Origin of the sequence: Allokutzneria multivorans (assembly GCF_039537405.1) — a bacterium.
GTDB classification, from domain to species: domain Bacteria; phylum Actinomycetota; class Actinomycetes; order Mycobacteriales; family Pseudonocardiaceae; genus Allokutzneria; species Allokutzneria multivorans.
This window is the reverse complement of record NZ_BAABAL010000026.1, coordinates 173043-198089: the sequence shown is the minus strand read 5'-3', so window position 1 is coordinate 198089 and position 25047 is coordinate 173043. Positions and strand designations below refer to the sequence as shown.

At 68.7% G+C, this 25047-nt stretch carries 23 protein-coding genes; 15 read left to right on the top strand and 8 right to left on the bottom strand.

The genetic code is table 11. The features are described 5' to 3' along the window. Window positions 1-483: 483 nt before the first annotated feature. Window positions 484-1716 carry an HNH endonuclease signature motif containing protein gene (locus tag ABD798_RS35195; RefSeq protein ID WP_344885237.1) on the top strand — a complete coding sequence of 411 codons (1233 nt, stop codon included), beginning with the start codon at window positions 484-486 and terminating at the stop codon, window positions 1714-1716. Window positions 1717-2039: 323 nt separating this feature from the next. Here ABD798_RS35195 and ABD798_RS35190 read toward each other — a convergent pair whose 3' ends face one another. After that, the gene (locus tag ABD798_RS35190; RefSeq protein ID WP_344885234.1) at window positions 2040-2450 is read right to left on the bottom strand and encodes a DUF2000 family protein; all 411 of its coding nucleotides are present in this window, start codon (window positions 2448-2450) and stop codon (window positions 2040-2042) included. Between the two features lie 51 nt (window positions 2451-2501). Here ABD798_RS35190 and ABD798_RS35185 point away from each other — a divergent pair, with 51 nt between their 5' ends. From ABD798_RS35185 to ABD798_RS35120, 14 genes are all read left to right on the top strand, one after another. Then, window positions 2502-3365, top strand: a complete 864-nt coding sequence (locus ABD798_RS35185) for an AraC family transcriptional regulator (RefSeq protein ID WP_344885231.1) — start codon at window positions 2502-2504, stop codon at window positions 3363-3365. Further along, complete coding sequence (locus ABD798_RS35180; protein ID WP_344885228.1) at window positions 3362-3676, top strand: hypothetical protein; 315 nt, start codon at window positions 3362-3364, stop codon at window positions 3674-3676. Before ABD798_RS35185 ends, ABD798_RS35180 begins: the two co-directional genes overlap by 4 nt. Window positions 3677-3780: 104 nt before the next feature. After that, on the top strand, window positions 3781-5355 hold the full coding sequence (locus ABD798_RS35175; RefSeq protein WP_344885225.1) for a deoxyguanosinetriphosphate triphosphohydrolase family protein: 1575 nt from the start codon (window positions 3781-3783) through the stop codon (window positions 5353-5355). A 262-nt stretch (window positions 5356-5617) separates the two neighbouring features. Next, window positions 5618-8383, top strand: a complete 2766-nt coding sequence (locus ABD798_RS35170; protein ID WP_486303722.1) for a S8 family serine peptidase — start codon at window positions 5618-5620, stop codon at window positions 8381-8383. Between the two features lie 126 nt (window positions 8384-8509). Further along, window positions 8510-9094, top strand: a complete 585-nt coding sequence (locus tag ABD798_RS35165) for a hypothetical protein (RefSeq protein WP_344885219.1) — start codon at window positions 8510-8512, stop codon at window positions 9092-9094. Between the two features lie 13 nt (window positions 9095-9107). Next, window positions 9108-9779: an acVLRF1 family peptidyl-tRNA hydrolase gene (locus ABD798_RS35160; RefSeq protein ID WP_344885216.1), complete on the top strand. Its 672-nt coding sequence runs from the start codon at window positions 9108-9110 to the stop codon at window positions 9777-9779. Window positions 9780-10101: 322 nt separating this feature from the next. Further along, window positions 10102-11232: a 3-dehydroquinate synthase gene (gene aroB / locus ABD798_RS35155; protein WP_344885213.1), complete on the top strand. Its 1131-nt coding sequence runs from the start codon at window positions 10102-10104 to the stop codon at window positions 11230-11232. A 32-nt stretch (window positions 11233-11264) separates the two neighbouring features. Further along, window positions 11265-11618 (top strand): hypothetical protein, encoded by a 354-nt coding sequence (locus tag ABD798_RS35150; protein ID WP_344885210.1) that lies wholly within the window; start codon window positions 11265-11267, stop codon window positions 11616-11618. Then, the gene (locus tag ABD798_RS35145; RefSeq protein ID WP_344885207.1) at window positions 11615-13660 is read left to right on the top strand and encodes a glycosyltransferase; all 2046 of its coding nucleotides are present in this window, start codon (window positions 11615-11617) and stop codon (window positions 13658-13660) included. The genes ABD798_RS35150 and ABD798_RS35145 overlap by 4 nt, the downstream gene beginning before the upstream one ends. Continuing rightward, the gene (locus tag ABD798_RS35140; protein ID WP_344885204.1) at window positions 13653-14552 is read left to right on the top strand and encodes a carbohydrate kinase family protein; all 900 of its coding nucleotides are present in this window, start codon (window positions 13653-13655) and stop codon (window positions 14550-14552) included. The genes ABD798_RS35145 and ABD798_RS35140 overlap by 8 nt, the downstream gene beginning before the upstream one ends. A 106-nt stretch (window positions 14553-14658) precedes the next feature. After that, a complete protein-coding gene (locus tag ABD798_RS35135) occupies window positions 14659-16140 on the top strand; it encodes a GMC family oxidoreductase (protein ID WP_344885201.1) in 1482 nt (493 codons plus the stop codon). Next, window positions 16137-16991: a TIGR03619 family F420-dependent LLM class oxidoreductase gene (locus ABD798_RS35130; protein WP_344885198.1), complete on the top strand. Its 855-nt coding sequence runs from the start codon at window positions 16137-16139 to the stop codon at window positions 16989-16991. The genes ABD798_RS35135 and ABD798_RS35130 overlap by 4 nt, the downstream gene beginning before the upstream one ends. Before the next feature lie 29 nt (window positions 16992-17020). Then, on the top strand, window positions 17021-17905 hold the full coding sequence (locus ABD798_RS35125; RefSeq protein ID WP_344885195.1) for a carbohydrate kinase family protein: 885 nt from the start codon (window positions 17021-17023) through the stop codon (window positions 17903-17905). A gap of 343 nt (window positions 17906-18248) precedes the next feature. Continuing rightward, window positions 18249-19358 (top strand): HNH endonuclease signature motif containing protein, encoded by a 1110-nt coding sequence (locus ABD798_RS35120; protein WP_344885192.1) that lies wholly within the window; start codon window positions 18249-18251, stop codon window positions 19356-19358. A 220-nt stretch (window positions 19359-19578) separates the two neighbouring features. Here the strand turns inward: ABD798_RS35120 and ABD798_RS35115 are convergent, their stop codons facing one another. From ABD798_RS35115 to ABD798_RS35085, 7 genes are all read right to left on the bottom strand, one after another. Then, on the bottom strand, window positions 19579-19944 hold the full coding sequence (locus tag ABD798_RS35115) for a peptidase inhibitor family I36 protein (protein WP_344885189.1): 366 nt from the start codon (window positions 19942-19944) through the stop codon (window positions 19579-19581). A 450-nt stretch (window positions 19945-20394) separates the two neighbouring features. Next, the gene (locus ABD798_RS35110) at window positions 20395-20787 is read right to left on the bottom strand and encodes a peptidase inhibitor family I36 protein (RefSeq protein WP_344885186.1); all 393 of its coding nucleotides are present in this window, start codon (window positions 20785-20787) and stop codon (window positions 20395-20397) included. Window positions 20788-20883: 96 nt separating this feature from the next. Then, on the bottom strand, window positions 20884-21198 hold the full coding sequence (locus ABD798_RS35105; RefSeq protein WP_344885523.1) for a peptidase inhibitor family I36 protein: 315 nt from the start codon (window positions 21196-21198) through the stop codon (window positions 20884-20886). A 132-nt stretch (window positions 21199-21330) separates the two neighbouring features. Beyond that, a complete protein-coding gene (locus ABD798_RS35100; protein WP_344885183.1) occupies window positions 21331-21801 on the bottom strand; it encodes a peptidase inhibitor family I36 protein in 471 nt (156 codons plus the stop codon). Window positions 21802-22050: 249 nt separating this feature from the next. Continuing rightward, a complete protein-coding gene (locus ABD798_RS35095; protein ID WP_344885180.1) occupies window positions 22051-23127 on the bottom strand; it encodes a sugar phosphate nucleotidyltransferase in 1077 nt (358 codons plus the stop codon). Continuing rightward, on the bottom strand, window positions 23124-24086 hold the full coding sequence (locus tag ABD798_RS35090; RefSeq protein WP_344885177.1) for a sugar phosphate isomerase/epimerase family protein: 963 nt from the start codon (window positions 24084-24086) through the stop codon (window positions 23124-23126). Before ABD798_RS35090 ends, ABD798_RS35095 begins: the two co-directional genes overlap by 4 nt. Beyond that, window positions 24086-25027 carry a BadF/BadG/BcrA/BcrD ATPase family protein gene (locus tag ABD798_RS35085; protein WP_344885174.1) on the bottom strand — a complete coding sequence of 314 codons (942 nt, stop codon included), beginning with the start codon at window positions 25025-25027 and terminating at the stop codon, window positions 24086-24088. Before ABD798_RS35085 ends, ABD798_RS35090 begins: the two co-directional genes overlap by 1 nt. Between the last annotated feature and the right edge of the window lie 20 nt (window positions 25028-25047).

Genomic DNA, 25047 nt, shown 5'->3' with positions numbered 1-25047 from the left:
GCTGTGAGCAGAGCACGAGTTTCGTGTGGTGGCAAATTGCCGGGGTGGTTCGGGTTGGGGGCGGCTGGGATTGCGGTGGGGGTACGGCTGGGGTTCCGGGTCGGGGACGGCTGGCTTCCAGCTGGGGAAAGGCTGGAGCTTTTAGCTCTTTCCAGCGGGGTACGGCTGCGCTTCCAGGTCGGGGACGGCTGGGGGTTTCAGGTGGCACCGGGTGTCAGTGGTGGTGGGGTGCGTGTGGGGCGTGGTGGTTCCAGCGTGGGGGTCGGCTTGACCTGGGGCCCCTTGCGCGTGCCGTAGTGGGCCGGACGGGCACGGGATGAATCCCGGCCACGCTGACAAGCGTATGGCACGCGCACCCCAGGTAAAGCCAACCCCAGTATCGCCGACGGCTGACAGTTCCGTTTCTCCTTAGCCTGCAACGGATTTGACGCTGTCGGAGGAGTTGCTAAAATTAGAGGTAGCCAACGAGTGAGGGGGTGAATCATGTTGGATATCAAGGCCGTGAAGACGCTTTTGGTAGATCATCTCGAAGCGCATGACGTCTACACGTTGTCGGAGAAGGAGCATCTGGCGTTCCTGGTGGAGTTGGAGACGCTCACGAATTTGGTGACGGCAGTGAAGGTTGATGCCGCTGAGTATGCGGAGGATCGTGGTCTGCACACCGCGCAAGGGTGCCGGAATTTGGCGACGCTGTTGCGGTCACACTTGAAGATTTCTCCGGCGGAAGCGAAGCGACGCTCGCTGCTCGTAGAAGACCTGCCCGGCGTGCCTTCCACGAAGGACGCCCTGTACGCAGGGACGATCAGCGGTGATCACGCTGCGGTCATCGCCGATGTCATCAAGAACATTCCCGCTGATGCGGCCGACGAAGCCGAAGACATCCTGTTGAGCTACGCACCCGAGCTGACCTCGCGCGAGTTGGCGCAAGCGGGGAAGCGGGTTCGGTCGCACTTCGATCAGGCGGGTGCCTTCGCGGACGAGCAGAAAGCCGTGGAGTCTCGGTCGTTCCGGATGGGCAAGGACCAACACGGGTCACTGTTCTTCAACGGATGCCTGCCGCCGATCGAGGGCGCGATCTTCGAAGAAGCGCTGCACGCGGTGTCGAAACCCCGGCCGACCAACGGCGAGCAAGACCCGCGCACGGTTGAGCAGCGGTACGCCGACGGACTCTGCGAGTTGGTCACGGTCGCGATGGCCACCCACGACCTCCCGGCTAGCGGAGGCGTTCGACCGCAAATGGTCGTCACGATGCGCTTGGACTACCTGGAAGAGAAACTCCGGACCGGGTACACCGACTGGGACGGCGAAGCCACCGCCTCGCTGATTCGGCAACTCGCTTGCGACGCTGAACTGATCCCGGTGGTGTTGAACGGGGAGAGCATCCCCCTGGACTACGGGCGCTCCGCCCGGACCGCGCCTGCTCCCCTACGCAGGGCGTTGGCGTTGCGGGACAAGGGATGCGCCTTCCCCGGATGTGATCGGCCACCGGCGTGGACGGAGGCTCATCATGTGTTGCATTGGGTTGAGCATCGCGGGCCGACCGACCTCAACAACATGACGTTGTTGTGCTCGCACCACCATCACGTGATCCACCAAGAAGACTGGAAGATCGTCTTCGCTGAGGACGGACGGCCGGACTTCATTCCACCGACGTGGGTGGACCCCGAGCAGAAACCGATGCGCAACATCAGGGTTGATCCACGGCTGGCGGCGTAACAGAGGAGGGGAGGTGTATTCGACATGCGCGCGACACGAACGACGCACAGGGACAGCGGCCGGGCATCAGGCTCATTTGGTCGCGACCGACGAACGGCACTCGGCGGCATCTCGAAACGGACAGACGCCGCACAGGACGACGTCCGTCTCCTCAGTCACAGAAGGGGCTGGAAGGCAAGGCGCACAACGAAACGGAGGCTTTACCTGGGGTGCGCGTGCCATACGCTTCCCATGCGGGGCCGGAAGCCCTTCCGTGCCCCTGTGCGAGGCCCCGGCACGCGCGAGGGGCCCCAGGTCAAGCCGGACCCGCGCTGGAAACAGCGTCAGGGGTGCAGGGACAAACCCTTCAACGCCTTGTCCACGGCGTTGCGCGGACCGTGCACGGCGAAGCCGACGAGGTTCAGGTCAGCGGTGGTGACGGCACGGACCTGGGCGCGGTTGTCCTCGTCGTTACCGGTCGAGAACAGCTCCTCTGTGTACACGGCGATCGACAGATCCTTCGCGAGCGCGCGCTCGTGGGCCTGCTTGATCTCCGGGGCGGAAGCGGCGTAGACGAGCACGGGCAGGCCGAACATGGGCAGGTACTTCACTCCGGAGGCGTCCTCGTAGGGCTCGCCGACAGTCTCCGGGCAGCCGACGGCGACACCACTGGTGAGGAACGCGGTGACATTCAGCTTCTGCCAGACGGCGAGGTCCTCCCGCACGACGACGGCGATCTTGGTCTTCGTTGCCATGCGTCCATCCTCCGTGCGCGGTCTTGAACGCTGGCGCGCACAATGAGAGGCGTGCCCGGGGAGTGGAGCTGTTACTGGCGCGCGCAGGACCGGCCGATCGAGGTGATGCGAGCCCGGTTCGACCAGCACGTCTACCACCGGCACAGCCACGACGCCTACTCCTTCGGGATCACCGAGCGCGGCGCGCAGACCTTCACCTGCCGGGGCGGCGGGCACACCAGCGCCGAAGGCATGGTGATGGCCTTCAACCCCGACGACCCGCACGACGGGCGCTCGGCGACCGAACCGGGGTTCACCTACCGGATCGTCCACATTGGACCGGAGTTGGTCGAGGACGTGCTGGCGGACGCGACGGGACACCAGCGAGCGCCGTTGTTCGCGGCACCGGTGCTGGAGGACCCCGTGCTCGCCGAAGCACTGCGCGGGCTGAGCGCGGCGCTGGTGGAGAACGAGGGGCGACTGGCACAGGACGAGGCGCTGACGGCGGCGGTGCTGGCGATGGCGAGGCGGGGCAGCACCAAGCCGCCGGTGATCCGCTCGGAGTCGGCGCCGGTGGAGCGCGCGCGGGAACTGCTGCACGAGGAGTTCCACCGCAACATCGGCGCGGCGGAACTCGCGGCGGTCGCGGGGTGCAGCAGGCACGCGTTGCACCGCGGATTCCTTGCGGCATTCGGGATGGCGGCCAGCGACTACCACCGTCAGGTGCGACTGCGGGAAGCCCGGCGCCTGCTGGAGCTGGGCCGCCCGCTCGCGGAGATCGCGGCCGAGGTGGGCTTCGCCGACCAACCGCACCTCACCCGCTGGTTCAGCCGCTACTACGGCATCACCCCCGCCGCCTACCGGGCAGCGGGGATTTCGGTGGGGGCCGCAAGGTTTTCGCGTCGAGCGGCGAGCGCGGCCATGCTCGGCCCATGACGATCCGGATCATGACCGCCGTCCTCGCCTCGTTCGGTCTGCTGCTGGCCGCCACCCCGGCGAACGCGGCAGGCAGGCTCAGCTGCGTGAAGACCTGGGACGAGGACGAGACCCTCGGCGGGCGGGCGCACGCCACCAACAACTGCGCGAAGAAGGTCGAGGTGAAGTTCGTGATCAACAACGACTTCGACTCGGGCTGGCACGGTGTGGAGAAGGGCAGGAGCACGTCCTACGGCTACGGGCCGTTCGGTTCCCACCTGGACCGCGTGCTGATCAAGTACAACGGCGAGGAGTACGTGAACGAGCACTGAAACCGAAGCTCCTTCGCGTGCGTCACGGTGAGGTACAAGAAGGACACCCACCGGAACCCTCCCGTCTGAGGGCCGGTGCGCGCCGCCCGGGATACCGTGGCGGCATGCACGATCCACTCCTGGACCCGAGGGAACTGCGCCGCTCCGAGGCGGAGGGCGAGAAACCGCCCGCCGTCGACCTGGCGGCCAGCCCGTTCCGCGCCGACCGGGACCGGGTGGCCAGCTCCCCGTTCTTCAGCAGGCTCGGCGGGGTCACCCAGGTGATCAGCCCCTCGGGCTCCGGGCTGCTCGTGCACAACCGGCTCACCCACAGCATCAAGGTCGCCCAGGTCGCCCGCGCGGTCGCGGAACGCCTCGTCGCCGACCCCGCGCACGCCGAGCTGATCACCCAGCTCGGCGGCTGCGACCCGGACGTCGTCGAGGCCGCGGCGCTCGCGCACGACCTGGGGCACCCGCCCTTCGGGCACCTCGGCGAGCAGGTGCTCGACCGGGTCGCGCGGCACCGCTTCGGCCTTCCGGACGGCTTCGAGGGCAACGCGCAGTCCTTCCGCATCGTCACCACCACCGACGTCCGCGGCCCCTCCGCCGTCGGACTGGACCTGACCGTGGCGGTGCGCGCGGCCATGCTCAAGTACCCGTGGACCCGCCTGTCGCACCCGAGGGAGCACCCGCGACTGATGCCGGTGCCGCCGCGCGGAGCCGCGGAACCCGGTGACGCCAAGGGCAGCGGCTCGGCGAAGTTCTCCGTCTACGTCACCGAGCTCGACGACATGGCGCAGTCCCGGATGCCGTTCTCCGGGCGCATCGACGCCTGGCAGCAGACCGTCGAGGCGTCGGTGATGGACAACGCCGACGACATCGCCTACGCCATCCACGACGTCGAGGACTTCCACCGGGTCGGAGTGCTCCAGCACGCCACGGTGTCGGCGGAACTGAGTACCTGGTTGAACCAAGCACCGGAACTCGCGGCGCTGACCCCGGCGGAGCTGGCGGCCGAGATCCGCAAACCCGGGCGGTCGCTGGAGAAGCTGCGGCGCAGGCTGCACCTGAAGGACGCGTGGATCTACGACGACGAGGCGTTCATGCTCGCCGTCGCGCGGGTGCGGCACGAGCTGGTGGACGGTTTGCTCGCGGTGCCCTTCGACGGCTCGGCGGAGGCGGAGCAGAACGTCGCCGAGTTCTCCGCGCGCTGGACCGGGCGGCTGGTCGACGGGCTGACCGTGCTCGCCGATCCGCCCGCCCGCTCGGCGCACGTGGCGCTCGCGCCGCAGCAGTGGCACGAGGTCCAGGTGCTCAAGTTCGTGCACCACCGCTTCGTGCTGGAGCGGCCGGATCTCGCGTTGCACCAACGAGGTCAGGCACGCCTGCTGACCACATTGGTCGAAGCGCTCGACCAGTGGCTGACCGATCGGCACGAGGCCGCGCGGCTGCCGAGGCGGCTGCACGACCTGGTGGAGCTGGCCGACGCTGAGTACACCGCGCTGTCCCACCACGTGCCCGACGCGCTGGTCGGCGCCACCGGTGAGCAGCCGACCGGCCGCGACGCGATCCGCGCGCTGGCACGAGGCCGGGCCATTGTGGACTTCGTCTGCTCGCTCACCGACACCCAGGCCGTTGCCATGCTGGACGCGCTTTCCGGACGAACCGGTCAACTGTGGACGGACGCGTTCGTCCTCTAGGGCCATTCGGTGTCATTCCCTTTCCGGCGTTCCCCGGAAAAGCGTGGCGAATGGCGTCAACTGGGCTTGTCAATACTTGACTGTTCACTGTCTCGGTTCGTGGCATGTCACCCGAAAGGCCGCTGACCTGCGGTTGTCGTGTGCTTAGTTTTAGCCCTCGGCCGGATCACCGGCCCGCTTGGATTCGCGTGAGTCGGGGCACGCACGACACGGGGGAGGGCCCGTGGCACGAGCTTTACGACCGTCACGTTCCATCGGAATGATGACGGCCGGTGCGACCGCGCTCTTGTTGGCGATGGGCGTGGTGAGTCCCGCACAGGCGCAGGGGAAGGCCGATCCGGGCCGCCTGAACGACACCAGCGCCGCGCAGATCGCCGAGCTCCAGCGGATCAAGGGCTCCCTGTCCAAAGCGGAGTCCAAAGTGGACAGTCGCCTGGTGGTGGAGAACCGCATCCGCAGGGGCGCGCTCACCGCGAACCTGCCGCGCCTGAACACCGGCGTCACCGTGACCGACGCCGACACGGTGCTCGTGGACATCCGCGCCGACAAGGTCACCGACCTGCTCACCGGCGCGATCCGCAAGGCGGGCGGTGCGATCCGGCACACCTCCTCGCAGACCAGGACCGTGCGGGCGGAGCTGCCGCTCGGCGCGGTCAACGGCATCGCCGCGCGCGAGGACGTCGTGCTGATCGACGCGGCCAGCGACGCGATGACCTCGCGCGCGACCTCGCCGGGCGAGTTGAAGACCAGCACCGCCAAGGGCGAGTCCAAGGAAGCGCGGGCGAACCGGCTCGCGGAGCAGGCGAAGGCGGCGGTCCGCAGCCGCTCCGCCGCGCTGACCTCGCAGGGCGACCGCGCGCACGCCTCGGACACGGCGCGCTCGCAGTTCAAGATCAGCGGCCTCGGCGTGAAGCTCTGCGCGCTCTCCGACGGCATCGACTCCCTCGCGGCACTCCAGGCCGCCGGTGAGCTGCCGCAGGTCGACGTGCTCGCCGGGCAGGAGGGCAGCGGCGACGAGGGCTCGGCGATGCTGGAGATCCTGCACGACGTGGCCCCCGGCGCCGAGCTGGGCTTCGCCACCGCGTTCAACGGTGACGCCAGCTTCGCCGACAACATCCGCGCGCTGCGCTTCGAGAAGAAGTGCGACGTGATCGTGGACGACGTCCTGTACTTCAACGAGTCGCCGTTCCAGGACGGCATCATCGCCCAGGCCGTCAACGACGTCACCAAGGACGGCGGGCTGTTCTTCTCCTCCGCGGGCAACGAGGGCAACGTCGCCGACGGCAGCGCGGGTCACTGGGAGGGCAACTTCGTCGACTCGGGCAAGAGCGTCGGCCGCTACGCCGGCTCCGCCCACGACTTCGACGCGACCGCCGCGGGCACGCAGATCGTCAACCCGCTGTCGGCGAACTCGCGCAACATCCCGGTGCTGCTGTGGTGGAACGACGCGCTCGGCCGCTCCACCAACGACTACGACCTGTACCTGCTGGACGGTTCCGGCAACGTGGTCGGCTTCAGCCAGAACGTGCAGACCGGCCAGGCCGACCCGTACGAGCGGGTCAACCCCTCCGCCGGTGGGCTCAACGTGGCGGTCGTGAAGTTCCGCGGTGACGACAAGTACCTGTCGTTGTCCGCGCTGCGCGGGCGTTTCCGCGACAGCGGCGACCTCAAGGGCTTCAACACCCCCGGTGTGACCCGTGGCCACTCCGCAGCCAAGGACGCCTTCAGCGTGGCCGCCACCCCGGCGGCCGGCGCGTGGACCGGATCGCAGGAGCCGGGCGACCCGGCCAACCCGGCGGGCCCGTACCCCGACACCTTCAGCGGTGCCTCGAAGTTGGAGCGCTTCAGCTCCGACGGCCCGCGCCGCGTGTTCTTCAACGCCGACGGCACCCCGGTCGCCTCGCCGGCCGGTGAGGTGCGCCAGAAGCCGGACATCACCGCGGCCGACGGCGTCGCCACCAAGACGCCCGGATTCTCGCCGTTCTTCGGCACCTCCGCAGCCGCGCCGCACGCCGCCGCGATCGCGGGCCTGGTGCTCTCCGGCAACCCGGGCATGAGCACCGCCGATGTGCGGGACGCGCTCACCAAGACCGCGCTGGACATCGCGGCTCCCGGCGTGGACAACCGCGCCGGCGCCGGGATCGTCATGGCGGACAAGGTGCTGGCCTACACCGGCGCCAGCCCGCAGCCGCTGGCCAAGGCCGAGTCGCCGACCGTGGTGCCCACCACCGGCAGCCCGTACCTGAAGCCGGGCAACACCGCCGAGGTCAAGCTGCCCGTGCGCAACGGCGGCGACGGCACGGCCTCCTCGGTCAGCGTCGTGCTGACCAGCCCCACCCCCGGCGTCACCGTGGGACCGCGTTCCAAGTCGTACGGCACCGTCGAGCCGGGCCAGACCGCGCTGAACTCCTTCACCCTGACCGTGCCCGCCAGCCACCAGGTCGGCGTCCCGGTCACCCTGGAGGCCAAGGTCAGCTTCGCCGGATCGCTGTCCCCGACCACGCAGAAGTTCGCCGTCCCGGTCGGCCAGCCCTCCAGCGAGACCAAGACCTTCAGCTACGCCGGCGCCCCGGTGGCGATCCCGGACGGCAACTCCGAGGGCGTCAGCGTGCAGCTGCCGGTCTCGGGGGTGGGCCTGCCGTCGAAGCTGGCGTTCTCGGTGGACGGCGCGACCTGCTCGGCGACCGAGGGCTCCACGACCGTCGGCATCGACCACACCTACGCGAGTGACCTGGTCGGCACGCTGACCTCACCCGGTGGGGTGACGGCGACGCTGTTCCAGCGCAACGGTGGCAACGGCAACAACCTGTGCCAGGTGGTCTTCGACGACACGGCCGCGCAGCCGTTCTCCTCGGTGTCCCAGACCCAGGCTCCGTTCACCGGGACGTGGCGGCCGACCACCGCGCTGTCGGCTCTGGCGAAGTCCTCCGCCGACGGCACGTGGACCTTCAAGGCGGTGGACGCGGTGTCCTCCGACAAGGGCTCGATCCGCTCGATCTCCTTGAAGCTCAACGGTTACGTGAACTAGCTCCACCCGCTCCCCGCGACCCCGTCCGCCCACCCGGGCGGGCGGGGTCGTTCGGCGTGCCGCAATCGGTTGCCACAACCCGAGGGCGGGCTGGGCAGCGGGGGCTCGTGGCCCTACTCTTTGCCCGTGACCAGCGTTCGTGACGGACTCGCGTTCCAGACCGGCGCGACCGAGGTGTTCGCCGAGGTCGCCGCGGCGGTACTCGGTCCCGGCAGGCACCGCACCGTCGATCTGGTGGACCTGCTCGACGGCATCGTGGCCGTCCCGGTCGACGTGGTGCGCTCCGGTGACGACCTGCTGCCGAGGCTCGCCCACGACAACGCCCTCACCGCCGCGCTGACCAGGGCCTGCCGCTCGCTCGCGCCGGGCGGGCTGCTCATCGCCGCCGTGCCCGAGCTGGACAGGCTCGGCCCGTTGCGGCCGACCGCGCCGCCGCCGAGGGTCACCGGCCACGGCCAGGACCGCCAGGTCACCGTGCAGCTGTGGGACTGGGCCGACGACGGCTCCAACTACGGCCTCGAGGTCGTGCAGCTGGTGCGCGGGCAGGCCGGCTGGGAGGTCGCCAGCTCCGTCTCCACGCGGCACCAGGTGCTCGGTGCCGAGGACATGGAGCGCGCGCTCGCCGAAGCGGGTTTCGTCGCGGTGCAACGCTTGGCGCCCAAGGACACCGGCCATCCGCTGCCGCTGTGGGTGGCGGCGGCTCCTCGATGAACACGGTCCCTCGATGAGGGCCCGGGAGGTCGCCGGTGGCGGCAGGGCCGTCGAGATCCCGCCGGAGCGCCTCGCGGGGTGGTTCGCGCGCTTCGGGGACCGGCACGGGGGCGTGACCCGTTCTGAACTGAGTACCACCAGGGTCGTTGTCACCGCGGTCGACGGCGCGCGGGCGGAGGTCGAGGTCGGCTACGGCGGGCTCGCCCTGCCGGAGCCGGTGCGCCGCGAGGGGCTGGCCGTCGACGAGCTGCTGGAGCACGCGTCGCGGCCGAGGCGGATCGCGCTGGTGCTGGTGCGCCTCGGCGGGCACAGCGTCGGGATAGCGGAGAACGGCCACGTCCTGTCCTCCAGCACCGACCGCAGGCAGGTGCACGGAAGGAACAAGGCGGGCGGCTGGTCGCAGCAGCGCTTCGCCCGGCGCCGCGAGGGCCAGGCCCGGTTGTCGCTCTCCGACGCCGCCGACACGGTGGCCAGGGTGCTGCTTCCCGAGCTGGCGTCGGTGGAGGCCGTCGTGCTGGGTGGGGACCGCCAGGCGCTGGAGGCTCTGCGGGCCGATCGGCGGCTCGGCGAGCTGTTCGCCAGGGCCGAGCCGAGGGTGCTCCCGGTCGCCGAACCACGCAGACGGGTGCTCGACGAGGCCGCGGAGTCCGCGCGCGCGGTGGAGATCGTCCTGTTCGACCGGTAGGTGCTTTGAGATCTCTGCGAGAGATCCTTCACGGTTTGTCCAGAGAGCGGTTGTCAATCGCACATCAGAAAAACCAAAGCGCGCTGACCACTATTGCCAAGATCGTCGTGGGCCGAACGGACCAGTCGCGGCGTTCGCAGGAATCACTTGGTCAACTGCCAAAGAGATTCGCCATTATACGGAGCCCGAGCGCCCCCATGCCCCTCCGCCGGCTCAAGAATGCGGAAGCGGGTGGTTTTGAACGAGCCTGAACAGTCATTACAACTGGAAGGGCGACAGGGCCGACGCAGTGGGTGGGGGAGCGATGAGTTCGTATGTCCGCGTGTCCGAGAGGCTTCCCCTGCCACAGGACCCGGACGCCGTGGTGATCGGCGCCGCCGACCGGCGCGATGAGTACCCGGTGCACGTCTGCCGCTCCGAGGCCGACGCCCTCGCCAGGCTGATCGCCGAGCTGGACGGCAGGCGCGTCGCGATGATCACCGACGACGACGTCGCCGAGCTGCACACGCGGCGGCTGGCCGAGGGGCTGCGCGCGGCCGGGCTGGAGGTCGTGCTGACCTCCTTCCCCGCCGGTGAGGCCAACAAGAGCGTGGCCACCGCGACCGCGCTGCTGGACTGGCTGGCCGCGACCGAGCTCGTGCGCAGGGACGTCGTGGTCGCCGTCGGCGGCGGCGTGGTGATCGACACCGTCGGCTGGGTGGCCAGCGCGTACATGCGCGGGGTGCCCTACATCAACGTGCCGACCACGCTGCTGGCCGACGTGGACGCCGCCCTCGGCGGCAAGGTCGCCGTCGACCACCCGAGCGCGAAGAACCTCATCGGCGCCTTCTACCAGCCCAAGGCCGTGATCACCAACGTCGGCTACCTGGCGACGCTGGACCGCAGGCAGCTGCGCGCAGGCCTGGCCGAAGCGATCAAGAAGGGCGTCATCGCCTCGCCCGAGCTGTTCGAGCTGATCGAGCTGAAGCAGACCGACATCCTGGCCGCCGACCCCGACACCGTGGCCCGTCTGGTACACGGTGCCAGCGCCATCAAGTGCAGCCTGATCGCCAAGGACCCCTACGAGCAGGACCTGCGGCGGCCGCTCAACTTCGGCCACACCATCGGCCACGCGGTCGAGACGGTCACCGGCTACGGCCCGGTGCTGCACGGCGAGGCGGTGGCCTTCGGCATGGCCTGCGCCTCGCGGATCGCCGAGCGCCGCGGCCTGCTCGACGCGGGCGTGCGCGACCGGATCGTCGGCCTGCTGAGCGCGGTCGGGCTGCCGACCACCCTCGCCGAGCTGCCCGCCGAGCTCGACGCCGAGCGCACGATCGACGCGATGGGGCAGATCCGCAAGATCCGCGACGGGCTGATCCGCTTCGTGCTGCCCGTGGAACTGGGCGAGACGGTGATCGCCGACGACGTCACCGACGAGGAGATCTGCGCGTCGCTGACCGCCTTCCCGAACTGATCCCGGTCATCCCTGCGACCTTGGAGGACTCGGTGGCGACCGCCCCCATCCGGTTCCGGCACGGCCGGCCGGTCTTCGACGGCCACCAGGAGCTGACCGCGCTCGGAGTGTCCTATGTGGACGTCACGGGCGGGGAACCCGCGCTGCACAAGGAGATGGTCGCCGCCGTCGAGCACGCGCGCTGGCTGGGCACGGTCGTCGTGGTCTCCGGACAGACGGTGGACGAACTGGACGAGGTCGTCGCCTTCGCGCAGGGGCAACGGGTCGGCGTCCGCCTCTCGCCGATGTTCAGCTCCTTCTCCGCGCAGAGCGAGGTGTGCCCGGCGGTGCCCTCGCCGAGGCAAACGTTGGCCTCCTCGGCCGACTTCCTGAAAGGGTCTTCGTGAATGTCGTTGAGTGCCACTACGAGTTCGGCGGGTTCGACCACCGGCTCGTCAAGGGTGGCATCTCCGTCTACCTGTGGAACCTGAGCCAGGCGCTGTCCGCGCGGGGTGTCGGGGTGAGCGGTCTGACGGCGGCGCACGGCGCGTTGCCCCTGCTGCGCGAGCACTACGACATGACCGACCTGGACTACGTGGACGAACTGCTCGTCGACGTGCCGCTGGACCCCTTGGTGTGGAAGGACTACGGCGAATCGGCGAAGATCTCGGCCCGCATCACCGCGCACCGGGTCAGCGTCCACGGCGTCGACGTGGTGGTCCTCGCGGGTGGCCTGCTCGACGCCCACCCGGAGACCTTCTACCCGCCGTACGAGAGCGAGGGCCGTGACCTCGCCTTCGTCAAGCCGCTGGTCTTCCAGCTCGCGGCGACCAGGTACCTCGTCCACACCATGGCCCCGCGCACGGTCGTGCACCTGCACGAGCCGCACTACCATTACCTGATGCCGCAACCGCTTCGCGCGGCCGGTGCCGAGGTCGTGTGCACCGTGCGGAGCACCATGCCGGTGAACAAGAAGGTCTACGGGCGCGAGGTTCGCGAGCTGATCACCTTCCTGGGCGGCGACGCTTCGGTGGCCGACGGCCTGGGGGACCCGGCGCTGGACAGCGCGGTGGAGCGCGAAATGCGCGCCTACCTGCCGACGACGCACCTGTACGACGATTACCCCGAGCGCCCGGGCCACGACTACGTCAGCGGTCTCGCGCTCGTGGCGAGGACCGCGTCCGCACTGGACTTCCTCTCGCCCGGGCAGCTCGAACACGTTGTGACGCAAGGGGACACGCCTGCCGAGACGTTGTTCCAGCGCTTGGCCGTTCGTCGTGAACTGCGGGCGGCGGCGGACAAGCTCGTGGTCGGCGGGTGCGCCGTCGGGGAGACGTGGCGTTCGGTCGATCGATCCACAGTGGACAGAGAAGCCGTGCTGCGCGCGCGTGGTCTCGACCCCGCACTGCCGACGATCTTCCACAACGCCCGGTACGCGGTCCACCACAAGGGGCAGCGCGAACTCGCGCGTGCTCTCCACGAGCTGCTGGACGAGGGGCTGCGGTTCAACGCCGTCCTGCACGTGCTGTCGCCGACCCCGATGGACGACCCCGAGCTGAACCCGCTCGCGGCCGCGCACCCCGAGCGGGTGTGGCTGGAGACCGGGCCGATGCCCGAGCCGGAGCTGATCGAGCTGGCCTGCGCCTCCGACCTCTGCCTGTTCCCGTCGAAGTTCGAGAGGGACACGTTCCTGCTCGCGATGGGCGAGGCGATGGCCTGCGGTGCCGTCCCCCTCGCCACCGCGCAGCGCGGCATGGAGCACTTCGAACACGTACTCGGTACTACAGGAGCCTCAGTACCGCGATCCTTCCGCGCGGACGACCGGGCGCTGGTCGACGAGATCAAGGCTCAGCTGCGCCGTTTGCTGGTCGCCGACCTGACCGCGCTGCGGGCCAACGCCATGCGGGTCGCGCGCTCGTTCACCTGGGAGAAGGTCGCTGCCGATGTCCACGCGACCTTCGACACGATCCTCCACAAGGGACTGAGTGCCGATCCGGTCGCGGTACTGCGCCGGGGCTGGGGCGACCTGCTCGACGACGAAGCGCTCGCGCGGCACGCCGTCGAGGCCCGTGACCAAGCGCTGAGCACCGGCGACGTCGAGCTGGCACGACGGCTGGGCATCGCCGACGACCGCGCCCTGTTCGAGGCGGCGCGAGAGCGCGGCGACGTGGCCGCGTGCGCGCTTTTCCCCGAGTACCAACACGAAGTGGCTTCACGTGGTTCGGTGGCCGACGAGATGGGACCGTGGCGGGTGAGCTACCGCTTCGGTCCCGTCCGCACCGCCGACGTCGTGCGCGAGGGCCGGACGTGGCCGCTGTACCCGACCGGGGACGGCGGCTTCGGCGGCACGGTGCCCGCCGCGGCCGAGCGCTCCGCGGTGCTGCTGCTCACCCTGGCCAGCGGCCGAGTCGTCTGGGACGAACTGGAAGTGAAGGAGAGCAATGCCTGAACTCGACGTCCTCGTCGTCGGCGGCGTCGGAGTGGACACGATCGTGCGCGTGCCGGAGCTGCCGCTGCCGATGCGCGAGTCGATCATGGTGCCGCCGATCGAGCAGTTCCTGGCGCACACGGGCAACGGAGTCGCCCTGGGCTGTCACACGCTCGGGCTGCGCACGCACTTCGCCGACGTGATCGGCGAGGACGCCGAGGGCGAGCGGGTCCTCGCCGCCTACGCCTCGGCCGGGCTCTCCTTCGCCCATCGCACAGATCCCAGCGGAACTCGCCGCAGCGTGAATCTCGTTGACAAGCAAGGGAACCGGCTCTCACTGTACGACGGACGGCACCCGTTCGACATGGAGGTCGACCCTGAGCTGTACCGACCCGAGATCGGCCGTGCCCGGCACGTGCACGTCTCGATCATGAACTGGGCGCGGCACGCGCTGGCCGACGCCGTCGCCGCCGGGGTCCCCACGTCGACCGACCTGCACGACTGGGACGGCGGTTCCGAGTACCACCTGGACTTCGCTCACGGCGCGGACGTGGTGTTCGTGTCCACCTCCGCGCTCGGCGACCGGGTCGAGGCGGTGACGGCGGACATCATCGAGAAGGGGCGCGCCAGCGCGGTGATCGCGATGGCCGGGGGCGAGGGCAGCTACCTCCGCCTTCCCGGCCAGCCGCTCGTGCACGTGCCGCCGGTGCCGCTCGCGCCGGAGGAGGTCGTGGACACCAATGGCGCCGGGGACAGTTACGTGGCCGGATTCCTCTACGCACGCCTGGCCGGGCGATCGTGGGAGGACGCGGCCCGCGCGGGCTCGCACGCCGGTGCGCACGCCGTCCGCACCGCGGGCACCCACACCTCGTTCATCACCGGCACCGACCTGGACGCGGTGCTCTCGGCCTGACCCGCGCCAATGCCGCGTTTGGTGCGTCGAGCGTCCTGAATGACTCATTCAGGACGCTCAAGTACCTCAATGAGTCATTCAGGGCAAAAACAACTGGGGGAAGTTCGTGCATGTTGACGTGGTGATCGTCGGCGGGGGCGGGGCGGGCTGCGTCATGGCCGCCAGGCTCAGCGAGGACGAGCGGATCACGGTGGGTCTGCTCGAAGCCGGGCCGGACTACGGGCCCTTTGATCCGCGGCGCTGGCCCGCCGAGCTGCTCAACGCCCGCTCGGCCGCGCGCGGTCACGACTGGGACCTGCAAGCCCCGCCGTGCTGCGCGCGAGCGAGGGTGATCGGCGGCTCGTCGGCGCACAACGGTTGCTGGGCGACGCTCGGAGCGTCGGCGGACTACGACGCGTGGAGCAAGCACTCCAACGGCGTCTGGGACCACGAGAAGCTCCGCCCGTACCTGACGAGCGCGATCGAGACGCTCAAGGTGCGGCCGGTGCCCGAGCAGGACCAGACCCGGTGGCACCACGCGGTCATCGACGCCGCCGGTGAGCTGGGCATGCGGTTCCTCGACGACATCAACGCCGAGGACGCCAACGAGGGCATCGGGTGGGTGCCGCTCAACGCGGTCGGCGCGACGCGGTGGCACACCGGCTTCGCCTACCTCGACCCGGCGCGCGGCAGGCCGAACCTGCGGATCCTGCCGGATTCGTTGGCAGCGCGCCTGATCATCGAGGGTGACCGCGCCACGGGCGTCGTCGCCGTCCGCGACGGCCAGGAGTACACGGTCACCGCGGACCACGTGATTCTCGCGTCCGGCACCTACGGCACGCCGCCGTTGTTGATGCGCAGCGGGATCGGGCCGGAACGGGTGCTGGCGGAGCTGGGCGCCGCGGTCACGCTCCGGTTGGACGGTGTCGGGGAGAACCTGGTCGACCACAGCTCGCTCGGCCTGATGCTCAACCCGTTGGACAGCCTCACCCAGGAGCTGCCCAACGCGGCGGAGTCCTACTTCGCGCAGACCGTGGTGAAGGCGCGCTCCAGCGAGGCCGACGAGTTCTGGGACATCCACATCGTGCCCTCCGCCGGTCCCGCCGAGGACGCGCAGGGCTTCTACACCGGCCCGCTCTCCGCCGGGCTGTACGTGTTCGTGATGTCGCCGCGCTCCAGGGGAACCGTGCGCGCGGCCTCGCTCGACCCCTCGGCCTCGCCCAAGATCGACCACGGCTTCTTCACCGACGCCGAGGGCTACGACACCAAGATCATCCTGGAGGGCGTCGAGCTGGCGCACGACTTCGCCCGCACGGCGCGGCTGTCCGGGCTGACGGGACTGACTCCCTGGACGGAGGAACAGCGTTCCACGCCGGAGATCCTGGCTGCCGCCAGCGGGTACTGGCACCCGGTTGGTACCTGCGCCATGGGCTCGGCCGACGACCCGATGGCGGTCGCCGGTGCCGACGGCAAGGTGCACGGTCTGTCCAACGTGTACATCGGGGATGCCTCGCTGATGCCGGTGATCCCGCGCGCCAACACGCACCTGACAACGGTCGCCGTCGCCGACCGGCTGTCCGCGCTGCTGCTGGAAGGAGCACTGAGATGAGGATCGGACTGCTCTCGCCGAGCATGCCGCCGTTCACCGCGCCCGAGGCCGCCAAGACCCTGGCCCGGCTCGCCGACACCAACGGCGTGGACTCGCTGTGGGTGCCGGAGCACGTCGTGCTGCCGGAGAACTACGAGACCCGCTACCCGTACTCCGACGACGGCCGGATGCCGGTTCCCGCCGACTGGCCCTACCCGGACCCGTTGGCGTGGCTGAGCTTCGTCGCCGGAGTGACCTCGTCGGTCCGCCTCGTGACCGGGATGCTCGTGCTGCCGCAACGCAATCCGGTGGTGCTCGCCAAGGAGGCCGCGACGATCGACCACCTCTCCGGTGGGCGGCTCGAACTGGGACTCGGTCTCGGATGGTTCCGCGAGGAGTTCGCGGCGATCGGGGTGGACTTCGCCGACCGCGCCGCGCGCTTCGAGGAGTACGTCAGCGTGCTGCGCGCGCTGTGGAGCGGTACCGAGTCCCATTCGGGCCTCTACCACTCGTTCACCGAGGCCCGCTGCCACCCGAAGCCGGTCGGTTCGATCCCGCTGATCATGGGCGGTCACAGCGTCGCGGCGGCGCGGCGTGCGGGCCGCTTGGCCGACGGCTTCTTCCCGGCGGTCGGCGATCCCGTTCCGCTGTTCGAGGAGTGCCGCGCGGCAGCGGTGGCGGCCGGTCGCGATCCCTCCGCGATCGACCTCATCGCGGAGGCTTCGCCGGTGACGCCTTCGCGGGTCGAGCAGTTGCGCGCCATCGGTGTCACGCGCGTCCTCGTGTACCCGCCGCAGGTGCCGCTCGACGAGCTGCCCGACGCGTTCGAGGCGTTCGCGGCGGACTTCCTGCGCCCCGTTCGGCAGCTGTAGCCGCGCCGCCACCGTGCGAACATGAACGCATGGCGGATGTGGATCTTGACGTGGTCGTGGTCGGCGGGGTCGGCGTGGACACGATCGTGCGAGTGGGCGAACTGCCCCTGCCGGTCGAGGACACCATCAAGGTCCCGCCGATCCGCCGCTACGTCGGCCACACCGGCAACGGCGTCGCCATGGGCTGCCACACCCTCGGCCTGCGCACCCACTTCGCCGACGTCATCGGCGAGGACCCCGACGGCGAGTTCGTGCTGGAGCACTACCGCCGAGCCGGGCTGCCGTTCTCCCACCGCACGGATCCAAGTGGTACTCGGTGCGCGGTGAACCTCGTGGACGGCGACGGGCAACGGACCTCGCTCTACGACGGCCGCCACCCGGAGGGCATGGTCGTCGACCCCGCGCTGTACGAGCCGTTGCTGCGCAGGACCCGGCACGCCCATCTGTCCATTGTGGACTGGGCGCGCGGGGCGTTGGCGTCAGCCGTCGCGCTCGGCGTCTCGACGTCGACGGACCTGCACAACTGGGACGGTGTCGGCGAGTTCCGGCAGGCGTTCGCCTACGGGGCAGATCTGGTTTTTCTGTCCGCTGGCAAGATTCGCGAGCGGATTGGGTCGGTGGCGGACGATATCTTTTCTCGGGGGCGGGCGAAGGTGGTCGTGGTGATGGACGGGGGCGCCGGGAGTTATCTGTGCCTGCCTGATCGATTGGTTGAGGTTCCCGCGGTTTCGGTGGAGCGGGTTGTTGATACCAACGGGGCGGGGGACAGTTATGTGGCCGGGTTTGTTTACGGGTATTTGGAGGGGTGGGGGTGGGAGGCGTGTGCGCGGGCCGGGGCGATGGCTGGGGCGCACGCTGTGCGGTCTGCTGGGACGCACACGTCTTTCATTTCCGCGGATGAGTTGGTTCGCTGATTCGTTGGTGTGGGGTTTTAGCTGGGGTTCCTGGCCGGGTGCGGCTGGGGTTCCGGGTGGCGCCGGCTGGGGGACGGCTGGGCTTCCAGCTGGCGCCGGTTCCAGCGTGGGGGTCGGCTTGACCTGGGGGCCCCTTGCGCGTGCCGTCATGGGCCGGACGGGCACGGTGAAGGATCACCGGCCCACGCCAGCAAGCGTATGGCACGCGCACCCCAGGTAAAGCCGACCCGGTTTTGTTTCGCGGCTCGCCTAAGCCTGGGGTTGCGTTTTCGGGCGGTGGGGCGCCTGGGAATTCATCCGTTAGAGCCATGATCCACTATTCTATTCGTATAAAATAGGAGGTATGGACGAAGCTGACGTAAAAACAGCCTACGCGGCCATTGCTCAAGCCATCGCGACATTCTCCGGTGTGCTGGTGGACTACCTGGCTGGGCTTGATTCTCGTGATCGTGAGTTCGCGGAGAACTTCATCGCCCCGGTCCTGAAGGTGTCGCCGGTCAAGGGCGCCCGGTTGATCGACCGTGCGACGGAGCTTGTGGAGCATCGGGTGGTGTTCAAGGCGATGGCCGAAGGTCGAATTGATGAGGGCAAGTCACTCATGATCCTCGATCTCCTCCGCACTCTCCCGGTTGCTCAGGCGTTGATCGTGGAGAAAGTCTTGGTGGCTCATGCGGAGAACAACACCTACTCCGCGACCCGTCAGTACGGGGTCCGCTACATCCACCGTATCGACCCTGAAGCCGCTGAGCGTCGTCACAAGGCCAAGCACAAGGCGCGGTTGGTGGAGAAGTTCAACCTGGAGGACGGCATGTCCTCACTCCGGTTGACCATGACCGCCCACGACGCAGCCCTCTCCTACGACCGGATCGACAGGATCGCGAAGGCCCTGCCGAAGGACCGCCGGACCCTGGACCAGAAGCGCTCCGACGTCGCGAAGGACCTCCTGCACGGCAGGGAAACCGCCGCCCCGCAAGGCCAGACCATGGTGTACCTGACGATGCCTGTCACCTCAGCCCTCGGCTTGACTGACGAGCCGGGGATGCTCAGCGGCTACGGACCGCTCCCCGCACCCGTGGCGAGGGACATCGCAGCAGGCGGCGTCTGGAAGCGCATCCTCACCGACCCGAAGACCGGCATGGCTGAGGAGATCAGCAACATCTACCGGCCCACCGACAAACAACGTGAACTCATCGCAGCCCGCTACCCCACCTGCACCGCCATCGGATGCAGACAACCCGCACACCGCTGCGACCTCGACCACTGCTGCCCCTACAACGGCACCAACACCACCATCAAGAACCTGCGACCCAAATGCAGGCGTCACCACCGCATGAAGACCCACACCAACTGGACCTGCGAAAGCCGTGAAGACGGTACGCACGCGTGGACCACGCCTCGGGGCCACACCTACGAGACCGCGCCTGAGCCCATCGCCGAACCCGCACCCTTCTAGGAGATCAGCAGCTCAGCATGAAGCTCTGCACTCTGGCGTTGGAAGGCGCTGGCCTTCGGGCTGTACAGCGTGAGCTTGCACGCGGCCCCCGACGCGCCGTTCTGGCTGACGTAGCGGAACCCGCGTAATTGGCGGCGCACTTCGGCGCGGCCTCGGCGGGACGGGACGACGAGCCTGGACAGGACTACGCGATGCCACAGCCGCAGAGTCAGGCGCCGGGTCAGCACCTGACGGTGAAGCTCTCCGCGTCGTCGTTGGCGCCCCACACTTTCAGATCGGGCTGGTCGTCGTAAGGCAGGAACACCCAATGGCGCGTGCTCGACTGCGGAGAATCGTTGTCGTGAAGGGTGATGGTGCAGTTGCTCGTGTTGCTCAGCGAGCTGATCTCGTTGTCACCGTCCCACATGCCGATGTCGAAGACACCCGACACGGCCAGCCGGTTGACGTACTTGCTGCCGAAGTAGGCGGAGTGCTCCCACATGCACACGTGGTTGGGGTGGCAGAAGCTGGACAACGCTCCAGCGGGCGTGGCGCCGGAGACCATCAGGAGCACGGTGGAACTGAGAGCGAGAACGGTCCTGAACACAGTGTCGAAATCCTTCGTTGAGCCGCGAAGCCTGTCGCACGGTGAGACCAGCGAGTGACCCGGAGGCGCCCGGCGTCGTTGTTGGCGTTGACACCGTCCTCGTGCCAGCGGTCGATGTCGTAGATACCGGACTCTCTGGACCGTCGTAGGCGGTAACTGAGCGTCGGCAAGCTACTGCCGTGCGCCGGTCCTCGGCACGTCCCCTATTGCTGGTACCCAACGGGAAGAATTGTCGGAAAAGAGAGGGTCGCTCGTGATGGGCAGCGGATGGCGAAGCTCTCCGCGTCGTCGTCGCCGGTCGTTGACCAGGCGGCGTCCTCCCGCATGCAGGCGTAGCCCTCTTCGTAGGTGCGCGGCTTGCGCATTGTGAACAACACTCCGCAATGACACGGGAACGAGGGGAGTGGGACGCCTCCCCTCGTTCCCGTCCTCGAACGCTGACACTCGCGATCAGCAGGTGATCTCGTAGCTCTCCACGTCGTCGTTGGCGTCAGTGCCGGAGGCGTCCTTCAAGTGCTTGAGATTTGAGATGTAGTCCATGGGTTTGACCGTCCACACGTGATCGCTCTCCTTGGGGGTGTCGCCGCTGTAGAGCTTGATCGTGCACGTGGAGTTGTTGATCACCGAGCTGATCTCGTTGTCGCCGTCCCATTCGTCGATGTTGTGCCAGCCGGTCTCGGCTTTGGCGTTGACGTTGACGTAGGTGTCACTGCGGTACCCCGCGTCCTCCCACATGCATACGTGACCCTCTGCGGTGCACCTGGGAGGTCGATCCTGGTCGGTGGGTGCCCCGGTCACCGTCAGCAGGCTTGCGAGACCGATGGCGTGGATGTTTTTGAGCATTGTGGACAGTGCTCCGTCGGTGGTGTGAAAGGGGCGTCGAAATCCTGTTCAGCGTCGCTCTTCGTTGGTGGGCTTCGTTGACCGTCATGGAGCTGGTCAGCAGACGATCTCGAAGCTCTGCGCCCGGTCGTTGGCGTCGTAACCGTCGCCGTCCTTGAGGTTCTTGAGGTTCGAGTAGAAGTCCATGGGGGCGATTTGCCACCAGCGGTAGCTCGTGTCGGGATCGTCCTGGCTGAAGAGCACGATCGTGCAGTTCGAGTTGTTGATCACCGAGCTGATCTCTTTGTCGCCGTCCCAATCGTCGATGCCGTACCTGCCAGGAACGGCCTTCTGGAAGACGTAGCGGGTGCCCTCCCACAGCGAGTCCTCCCACATGCACACATGACCTTCTTGGCACTTGCTGGGAGGCATGGCGTCGGCGGGAGCCGCCCAGGTGAGCGTTAGCAGGCTTGCGAGACCGAGGGCGTGAATGGTTTTGGACATTGTTCGATGCTTTCGTCGGATTGGTGGGACCTTGCCCACGTGAGGGATGAGAGGGCGGGATCAGCAGGTGATCGTGAAGCTCTCCGCCTCGTCGTTGGCGTTGCGCTTGGGGTGGCCGGTGAGGAGGTCGGTCGGCAGATACGGCAAAGCCACGTCCTGCAAGTTCGGGATGTCCTGCTCGGATCGGACGGTCCACTTGAGGAAGCTCGTCTCGCGGGTGTCGTTGCTGTACATCGTGAGCGAGCAGGCGCTGTTGTTGATCACCGAGCTGATCTCGTTGTCGCCGTCCCAGTTGTCGATGTCGTAGAAGCCGGTAACGGCTTTCTGGTGGACATAGCGGGAGCCCTTGTGGTCGGCGTCCTCCCACATGCAGACGTGACCTTGCTGGCAGTTGTGGGGTGCGGCATGGGCGGGGTGGCCCCGCTGATCGTCACCAGGGTTGCGAGACCGACCACATGAATTGTCTTGTGCATTTTGACCACACTCCGGCGGGCGATGTGAGCTGGGCGCCGAAATGTTATTGGAATTCACCGCGTCTCCATGAGGGGTGTTTGCCCCTCATGGGGGAGAATCAGTTTCAGGATGCGGGGTCGTCGTCGGGAGACGTTGTGCGACTCGCGCCGCGATGTGCCACGGAAGGGTGGCTATGAAGATCACGATCAGCAGGTGATCCCGAAGCTCTTCGCCGCGTCGTTGGCGGGAGTGGAGTCGGGCGTCGAAATGCTATTGAAATTGACTTCCCTGCAATGATGGGTGTTTCCCCTCATTGGTGAGGACATTTCAGAATGCGAGACCGTCGCGGTCGGAGCGCAGGTGCTCGTTCTCCAGGACGATGGTGTCGCGGACGGTGACACCGGCGGGAACGACGGCACCGGGCAGCACCACGGAACGCAGTACCTTCGCGCCGGGTTCGATCACGCAGCCGGGGTGCAGGACGCTGGACTCGACCACCGCGCCGGGCGGGATCGGAGCGCCGGAGAGACTGTCCACATCGGACAGGAGCTCGGGGGGCGACGAGGACAGCGTGCGGGGCAGCAGCGACGGGTCCATGACGCCGGACAACAGCTTCAGCTGCTCGGAGTGGTAGCGGTCGACGGTGCCGATGTCCGCCCAGTAGCCCTCGATCGGGAACGCGGAGACGGGGCGGCCCTGGCGGATCATCTCCGGGAGGACGTCGCGGCTGATGTCGTGCTGCCAGCCGTCCTCGCCGCGCGCGAGGAGGGAAGCGAGCACTTCTTGGAGCGCGTCGACGCGGAACAGGCAGAACGCGGTGAAGATCAGGTCGGAAGTGGGGTTCTGCGGCTTCTCCACGAGCGCGCGCACGCGCAGGTCGGAGTCGACGTCGACCATGCCGAAGAGCTTCACGTACTTCAGCTCGATGCGTTGCACGCCGATCGTGCAGTGCGCCCCCGAAGCGCGGTGCGCGGCGACCATGGGCGCGTAGTCGAAGAGGTAGACGTGATCAGCGTGCTGCACGAGGACATCCGTGGCACCCGGTGCGAAAAGGTACTCGGCGTTGGACAGCAGCGCGTCGGCGGTGCCGCGCTCGGCGGGGCGCTCCGGCAGCAGGTCGAGGTCGGAGGTCCTGACGAAGGAGTCGTGCGGTCCGAAGTGGACACGGGTCGGCGTGCCATCCCAGTGCTCAACGAGGTGCCGGACCAGATCGGCCTCGCGGTGCAGCGACAGCAACACCACCTCGGGGATGCCGGAGCGCACCGAGTTGACCATGCTGAAGTCCACCAGGCGACACGAAGCGGCATACGGCACAAGGGGTTTGCAGACCCGCGAGGTCATCGGACCCATCCGCTCCCCGAGCCCGCCCGCGAGCAACCCGGCGCGCACACCGTCGAGAGTCACCAGGTCCTCCCCTGAGCACTGGCCGAGGGCAGCAGCCTGCGCAGGGCCGCGAGCGAGTTCGCCGCCCCCTGGTCGGTCGGCAGCAACGCGTCCTCGTGCTCCACGTAGATCACTCCCCGGTAGTCCTCGTCGAGCAGCGCCGCCACGATCTCCGGCCACGGCAGCGAGCCGGAACCCAAGGCGCGGAAGCGGATCGCCGGACCCGGGCCGTAGCGCGACCAACCGGCCCCGCGCGGCTCGAACGGCTCCTGCCACACCTGGAGGTCCTTGGCGTGCACGGCGGCGAGGTCGCTTCCCCAGCCGCGCACGGCGTTCACCGGGTCGTGCCCGACGGCGGCGAGGTTCGCCGGATCGACGCACAGTCCGACGCCCTCGGCCGCCGCGAGCAACGCGCGAGCGCTCGCCGGGTCGTAGGCCACCTGCTTCGGATGTGGCTCGACCACGACGCGAACACCCAGCTCCGCCGCCAGCTCCAGCGCGGGCTTGGCCGCCGAGCACCACGCCGCGACGTTGTCGGACCAGCTCACGTCGCTGCCCCACCACGACAACCACCGGCCGAGGTCGGGTACGCCGAGCATCAACCGCACCAGCGGCGCGCCGAGTCCTGCCGCGAGCCGCACGGTGCCGAGCGCGGCGCGCGTGCCGTACTCGCGCTTCTCCTCGGCGGTGCCCGCGAGCACGGGATCGGTGTGCGGTCCGTGCGGTCCGAGCACGAGCTGGGTGTCCCTGCTGTTGCTCACGCACCCGACGCGGACGTGCGCAGCCCCCAGGGAAGCACGCAGTTCCGCGTGGTACTCGGTGTCGTCGAGCCGCCGCGCGTCGACGAGCCCGAACGTGCTGTCCGCCGGCAGGTCCACCACGTCCACACCGGCCTGCCCGGCCGCGCGCAGCGCACCGTCGAGCCCGGCGGGCGCGAACGCCGCCAAGCACAGGCCGAGCCGGATCGGTCCGTGCGCCATCAGCCGTTCCCTCCCAGAGTCCGCGTCCACGCCCAGCCGGTCAGCGACGGCGGGATCGCGGAGTCGTGCTCCCGCAACGCCGCCAGCACCATCGCGGTCGGATCGGTGACCAGGGTCGGCTCCGCAGAACCCAGCTCTCCGACCAGGCGGGCACTCAGTTCCTTCGCGTACTCAGGACATCCCTGGAACACGCCTCCGGTCAACGTCGCCGACCACGAGCCGCTCAGCCCCGCGCGGTCCCGTGCCGCACGCACAGCGTCGACCATGTCGGTGAGCGCGCCGGTCACGATCTCGCCCGCGACCGCGTCTCCCTCCAGCCAACACCGGCAGACCGCGGAGGACAATGCGGCAACAGTGGATTTGGGAAACGGCTGAGCCGCGAGCGAGCGCGCGAGGTCCTGGACGGAACCGCTGCCTAGCGCCGTGCTCAGCGCCGTGGCCGGACCGCGCCCGTCGGTGGCCCTGACGCCTGCCCGTAGACCGGAAAGGCCCATGGCGAAAGCACTTCCCTCGTCGCTGCCGAGGTACTCGCAGCCGCCGACCGAGATCGGTTCGCGTTCTCCGTCGGAAGCGAGGAACCCGGAGCCGGTCCCGCAGACCACGGCCACTCCGCGCCCGCGCAGCGGCGGTGCCACCAGCAGCGGGAGCACGTCGCGGGAGATCACCATCGTCCCGCCCAGCCCGGCCTCGCGGGCGAGCCTGGTCAGCCGGTCCAGCTCGCGGCCGGGGGCGTTGGCGTCCACGGTGGCCGTGGCCAGCCATCCGGTTGTCATCCGATCGCCGGACCCCGCGCGGATCGCCCGGAACAGTTCCCGCAGGTCGTCGTCGGCGGCCCTCGCGCCGACCGAGGCCGGGTTCACCGAGCCCCGCCGCCAGCGGGTCCCGTTGTCCAGCAGGGCGGTCGTGCTGCTGCCGCCCGCGTCGATCGCCCAGTACGCCACCGCACCCCCGAGACATGCCG